Source organism: Kaistella soli, assembly GCF_019038595.1.
GTDB classification, from domain to species: Bacteria; Bacteroidota; Bacteroidia; order Flavobacteriales; family Weeksellaceae; genus Kaistella; species Kaistella soli.
Genome location: NZ_JAHOPF010000005.1, coordinates 361746 through 367903, shown reverse-complemented (window position 1 = coordinate 367903; position 6158 = coordinate 361746). Strand labels below are relative to the sequence as shown.

5 protein-coding genes are annotated in these 6158 nt (G+C 38.5%); 4 read left to right on the top strand and 1 reads right to left on the bottom strand.

The window, feature by feature from the left end; all coding sequences use genetic code 11:
• The first annotated feature begins 245 nt into the window (after positions 1–245).
• On the top strand, positions 246–680 hold the full coding sequence (locus KSK37_RS12080) for a hypothetical protein (RefSeq protein ID WP_217201809.1): 435 nt from the start codon (positions 246–248) through the stop codon (positions 678–680).
• 661 nt (positions 681–1341) lie between these two features.
• Positions 1342–2877: a YifB family Mg chelatase-like AAA ATPase gene (locus KSK37_RS12075; RefSeq protein ID WP_217201807.1), complete on the top strand. Its 1536-nt coding sequence runs from the start codon at positions 1342–1344 to the stop codon at positions 2875–2877.
• Positions 2878–2883: 6 nt separating this feature from the next.
• Here KSK37_RS12075 and KSK37_RS12070 read toward each other — a convergent pair whose 3' ends face one another.
• A complete protein-coding gene (locus KSK37_RS12070) occupies positions 2884–3990 on the bottom strand; it encodes a DUF3078 domain-containing protein (RefSeq protein ID WP_088359054.1) in 1107 nt (368 codons plus the stop codon).
• Between the two features lie 150 nt (positions 3991–4140).
• Here KSK37_RS12070 and KSK37_RS12065 point away from each other — a divergent pair, with 150 nt between their 5' ends.
• Positions 4141–4911, top strand: coding sequence for a rhomboid family intramembrane serine protease (locus KSK37_RS12065; RefSeq protein WP_217201806.1), 771 nt, complete (start codon positions 4141–4143; stop codon positions 4909–4911).
• Between the two features lie 29 nt (positions 4912–4940).
• Positions 4941–6050: a DNA-processing protein DprA gene (dprA, locus tag KSK37_RS12060; protein WP_217201804.1), complete on the top strand. Its 1110-nt coding sequence runs from the start codon at positions 4941–4943 to the stop codon at positions 6048–6050.
• The last annotated feature ends 108 nt before the right edge of the window (positions 6051–6158 follow it).

The window sequence follows — 6158 nt, the reverse complement described above, 5'->3', positions numbered from 1 at the left end:
TCGCTTAATGCTTCAACTACTACTTTAAATTTGAATCCTGAATTGAATTTTCTTCGCTGTGACATATTGTAAATTTAATTGTTTTTTTTCAACTAAACTTACTGTCCGATTTTCCGGGGGAACTATACTATCGTGCCAGGTTCAGTAATAGAGGGAATTCATAAAAAAGTCTGCGCAGAAGATTAAAAATATGTTAACAAGCTGATACCACCTCATTGAAGGTGGTTTTTTATGCCCATTCCTAAATGAAACAAATAAAATTACCTTTTAAAATAGGCGAAGGATATGAGAATAGGGAGTTTAATTTAGAAGTACTAAATTATGAGAGAATCCCATTTTATGACAGCTACTTATATGTGGGAGAGGTTAAGAAATTTCTTAACATTTTACCACAAAAAACTGAACTGATATTTTATTGGGATAGATTAGAAATTGTAGTCTTAACTTTATTGAATATGGATGTTAATGCATTAGAATATTTTAAGGAAAAGCTCAAATCAAAAGTTAAATTATCTATCCTAAAGCAAAATATAAATGGTGAAATTTTGGAATGTAAAAACTCCAATTTAATATTCTATTTTATGACTAGTAAAAGATCAAATACAACAATAGTAATTTATGGGAATCCCAATAAAATTCATGAAGTATATCTTAATGTTCTAGTTGATTTTTTAGAATAAAAGGCATACTATTCGGCATACCTCAAAACCAACCATTTGTGAAACCCTTTTATAAAAGAAAATATTGGTAATGTGGAGAATCCCTCAGGGCCCACAAACTCCTCAAGAAATTGAGGAGTTTTTTTGTGCGTATATTTCCTCCCTTTCTACAGTTTCTAAATTTTACAAGAATATCTCAAACTTGAAATCTACCTTGTCCTCCTAGACTTTATTTCCTCGTGGTCTTCAGTTTTAAAAAATCACATAGCGCGGTATTTCTAAAATTCACTACATTTACAATGTTTTATAATACACGTGATTATGATTTTATGGCAATTCCATAAACCATCATTTTTCATTAATTAAAACAACCACAACTCCTTTCCATAAACATTTTACTGAGGTTGAGCCGTAGTTGCCCCGCACTCGAGCCGTAACTGCCTATAATCACCTCAATGTCCCATTCATGTCCTCCCCAAATGTACTTATAGTATAAGGGTGGGTTTCTTGGGAGCTCATGGATAGATATAGAGTTAGATCAGGATAATTAAGCGATTTCTGCAGCTATTTTCGGACACGTCATCTCTAAATCAGAAGAATCACCTGCCCCACTCCTACGCACCCAAAACCACTTACTTAATGATGACAAAAATTTTTATTAATTTTATCTTAAAACACAGATATGCTAGTAAAAGTTTATGGAAGTGCCATTCACGGCGTTTCTGCACAAAAGATTACCATTGAGGTCAATGTAGACACTTCGGGAGTTGGCTATCATTTGGTAGGCCTTGCCGATAATGCCATCAAAGAAAGCAGTTACCGGATTTCCGCAGCACTGAAAAACGGAGGTTTTAAAATTCCCGGGAAGAAAATAACGATCAATATGGCGCCTGCGGATCTCCGGAAAGAAGGATCGGCATACGACCTCAGCATTGCTTTAGGAATTCTGGCCGCATCAGATCAGATAAAGGCCGAAAATATAGGCGATTACATTATCATGGGGGAACTTTCCCTCGACGGCGGTTTACTTCCAATAAAAGGCGTTTTACCGATTGCCATCAAAGCCCGCGAAGAAGGGTTCAAAGGAATTATCTTACCGAAGCAGAATATCCGCGAAGCTGCCATTGTGGATCAGCTTGAAGTGTACGGTGTTGAAAACATTAGGGAAGTTATCGCATTTTTTAATGAAGGAATTCCTCTGGAAAGAACAACCATTGACACCCGAAAGGAATTTCAGGACAAGATCAATTTCTTTCCGACAGATTTTTCTGAGGTAAAAGGACAGGAAACTGCCAAACGCGCGATGGAAGTTGCAGCGGCAGGCGGACACAATATTATCTTAATCGGTCCACCGGGAAGCGGTAAAACCATGCTCGCAAAAAGAGTTCCCAGTATTTTGCCTCCATTAACCCTGAAAGAGGCGTTAGAAACCACCAAAATTCATTCAGTAGCAGGGAAAATCGGGACTGAAACTTCTCTGATGACTGTTCGCCCCTTCCGCAGCCCACACCATACGATTTCAGACGTCGCGCTGGTTGGCGGCGGAAGTTACCCGCAACCGGGAGAAATATCACTGGCGCATAACGGTGTTTTATTTTTGGATGAAATGCCCGAATTTAAAAGAACCGTTCTCGAAGTAATGCGGCAGCCTTTAGAAGACCGGGAAGTCACCATATCCCGAGCTAAATTTACAGTGAATTATCCTGCAAGCTTTATGCTTGTAGCAAGTATGAACCCCAGTCCGAGCGGTTATTTCCCGGATGATCCCAACAATACTTCCTCCCAGTTCGAAATGCAGCGGTACATGAACAAACTTTCCGGTCCGCTGCTTGACAGGATTGACATCCATATTGAGGTTCAGAAAGTAGAATTCGAACAGCTTTCTGACAAACGAAAAGGGGAGAAAAGTGACGAAATCAGAAACCGCGTTTTAAAGGCCAGGGAAATTCAAAGCAAAAGATATCAGGAGTCCGAAATTCATTATAATGCCCAAATGGGACCGAAAGAAATTGAAAAACACTGCGAACTCGACGAAGCTTCTCAAAATCTGATCAAAACAGCCATGGAAAAGCTGAATCTTTCTGCAAGAGCTTATGACAGAATACTGAAAGTCGCAAGGACAATCGCAGATCTAGAACTCCACGAGACAGTTCATTCCGCACATATTGCAGAAGCTATTCAGTACAGAAGCCTAGACAGGGAGTTTTGGAATGTCTGAGAATGATTAATCAGCAAAAGGCTTAATCAGTTTTTTGTTTTTTTCTCTGTTTTCAAAACCAAGATTATAAGAAAAACCTACTCCAAGCGTCTGTTTCATCTGTAATTTCTGCACCTGATCGTGATCGTAAAGCAGATCAAGACTCACCACGGTAGAAATAAATTTATTGAATCTGATATTCAGCGTTCCGTTATAAGCGATATCCACTCTTTCCGGATGGAAAATATAATTGCTGAAGAAGTTCACCTGATTTACCAGATTAATGTCTTTATATATTTTTAACCGGTAAAGAACATTCACCAAAGCACCAATTTCCGACCTCACACTTTGCCCGTCACGTTCCAAACCATATCTTCCTGCTTTCTGCAGCAAAGGATCAGTAACAAAGGTGAACTTTCCGTTCACAGGGCGGAAAATAACCTGAAAATCTTCATTCGGATTATACGAAATACCCAAACCGGCATTCAGATAGCCCGGCGACATAAACCGCGAAATACGGTCATTGAATTCGGGACTTGGAGTAACGGAATAGTTATAACCCGGAGAAAACTGGGACAAAAACTGAAAACCTGTAGACAGATAAAAGTTTTTCCCGATGTCGTAGCCGTAATTCGTCATTAAGTTGATATAATCTTCAGTTTTCCGGGAAGCCTCACCTTGTGAAGCCACAAATCCATAGCCCAGCTGCAGTGTATTATCCAGAAAATGCTTATTCTTTTTATAGCTCAGATTATAATTGATCTTTCCAATGATTCCAATGTTATTATTTCCTCCTGAATTCCAGTTGGAAAAGGATGACTGATTGAAAACCACATTGTTTCTTCCGTAATAAAACCATTTAATAGGCTCTTTGAGCTGCAGCATGTTATAAGGAGTAATTGGAATCTCATCGGTGATATTAGAAATCACCACTTTATCCCGGATTACAATGGTATCCTTAAAATGCCTGTCGAAATTAACCAGTTTCGGATTAGCAAGACTGTCCAAATCCAGAGCAACCGAATCCCATCTTCTCTGGGAGATCGAATCAATCTCTTTTAAAATATTTTTTTCGTTCTGTGAAAAAACAAGCATTGAAGCAAATGACAAAATAAGGGTAATAAGCTTTCTCATAGCTTGCAAATTTAAGGCAAACAAATAGTAACAAAAAACTTCAATGTCTATGTTTCAGAACTTTTTGGCTGAATTTTAATTATTTTATTAAAAAGATTAGCCATATTTACTTAATAATTATTTTGGCTGCAGTTTTGACAAAAAGTATTTATGCTAAAAGAATCCCTCAATTACAAAGCGGTACTGTACGCTGCCATCATGGTTTCGGCGATGTGGCTTGGGTTTCTGCTGCAGTATTTAGGACTTTTCGACGGTTGCAGCGGCGCCATCATCCCGTTAAATCCGGCCGGGCTGAAAGGCATCTTTTTTTCCCCTTTCTTACATGGCAATGTAGATCATATTTTCGGGAATTCCGTACCAATTTTCGTCTTGATATTTTTACTCTTTCAGTTTTATCAGCCTATTGCGAAAAAAGTTTTCTTTCTGGGCTGGTTTTCCTCCGCTTTTTTGGTTTGGCTTCTTCCGCCCATCGATATTTTCACCGGCGAATTTTCCCATGTCTGCATCATCGGTGCCAGCGGCATTGTGTATGTTTTAGCATTTTTTCTGTTCTTCAGCGGAGTTTTCAGATGGCATATGAAATTGCTTACGGTTTCTTTAGTTGTGGCACTTTATTATGGAAGTTTGGTTTGGGGAGTGATGCCCGAAGAGTTGTTTTCGAATCTTCCGGAACCAAGCAGAATTTCCTGGCAGTCGCATCTTTCCGGAGCTATTGTAGGAATTATCCTGGCTTTTCTTTTCAGAAAAAGTGGCGAGAAGACAAAAAAATTCATCTGGCAGTTTCCAAATTACTACAGCGAAAAAGATGACAAACTTTGGCAGGAGTATAAAGAGAACCATCCCGAAGATTTTCTGGAACTTCCTTACCGCAAAAAAGAAGATTTTTGGGATCATCTGGACGAGATAAGGAAAAACGGATAATTTTCTTTAAATTTGAATAAAAACACCTTATGTTTTCCGAGGAGACGCTTTATTCTGTTGCACTTCGGCACTGTCCGCTTATTGGAGATCTCATCTTCCGGAAGCTTGTAGGTGAAGTAGGTTCAGCACAAGACGTTTGGGAGCTCACTAAATCGGGATTGAAAAACATCTATGGGATTGGAAGAAAAATTTCCCTGGAAATCGGTAATCCTGAACATTTAAAATTCGCTGAAAACGAACTCCGGTTTTGCGAAGAAAATAATATCAAAATAAACCTCCGCCATCTTGGGGATCTGCCCCAACTTTTAAACGAATGTGAAGACGCACCGGCAATCCTTTACCAAAAAGGAAACTTTGACCCTTCACTGAAATCCTTAAGTGTTGTAGGAACCAGAAATATCACCACCTACGGCAAACATTTCATCCAGAATTTTTTAGAAGAAATAAAAAACAAAAAAATCCTTACCGTAAGCGGACTTGCTTTAGGCGTTGATACGGAAGTACATGAAGTTTCTATTCATCATAATATTCCCACCGCCGCAGTTTTAGCTCACGGTTTTCACACCCTTTATCCTTCAAAAAACAAAAAACTTTCAGAGAAAATTCTGGAAGAAAACGGCGTTCTTTTTACTGAATTTAATACTTCCCAAAAACCTGACCGTGAGAATTTCATCCAGAGAAACCGGATTATTGCCGGTCTATCCCCAGCAACCATTGTGGTGGAAACTGCTTTCGGAGGCGGCTCCATCAGTACCGCGACTTTCGCGAATAATTACAACAGGGAAGTTTTTGCGTTACCGGGTAAAATTTCAGACAAATACAGCCAGGGATGCAACCAATTGGTTTTTCAGAACAAAGCAACCGTTATTTCGACGGTTACTTCCTTGGCGGAACAACTTGGTTTCCACAAAGATTCCGAACAGACCGGAGAACTTTTCCCAAGTTCTGAAATCAAAATTCAACTTCCCGAAAACCAACTAACCATTTTGAATATTCTTGATAAAAACACCGCTTCTTCACTTGACGATATTTCGGAAAAATTAGGTCTGCCAACCTACAAGATTCTGCCGGATCTGCTTCAACTTGAGATTTCCGGATATATAAAAGCACTTTCGGGAAGACAATATCTTGCCCTTTAGGATATTTACATTTTTAAAAATTTATTAATATTTGCATAACATTCAATAATTGTTATTATAAGTGTTAAAATTATCAATTTAATAAAAATAAACTTTAAAATCATTAAT

What these genes read in the sequence shown, in the direction of transcription:
- KSK37_RS12080 (WP_217201809.1), top strand. Translation starts at nt 246, where the DNA reads ATGAAACAAATAAAATTACCTTTTAAAATAGGCGAAGGATATGAGAAT.
- KSK37_RS12075 (WP_217201807.1), top strand. Translation starts at nt 1,342, where the DNA reads ATGCTAGTAAAAGTTTATGGAAGTGCCATTCACGGCGTTTCTGCACAA.
- KSK37_RS12070 (WP_088359054.1), bottom strand. Translation starts at nt 3,990, where the DNA reads ATGAGAAAGCTTATTACCCTTATTTTGTCATTTGCTTCAATGCTTGTT.
- KSK37_RS12065 (WP_217201806.1), top strand. Translation starts at nt 4,141, where the DNA reads ATGCTAAAAGAATCCCTCAATTACAAAGCGGTACTGTACGCTGCCATC.
- dprA (WP_217201804.1), top strand. Translation starts at nt 4,941, where the DNA reads ATGTTTTCCGAGGAGACGCTTTATTCTGTTGCACTTCGGCACTGTCCG.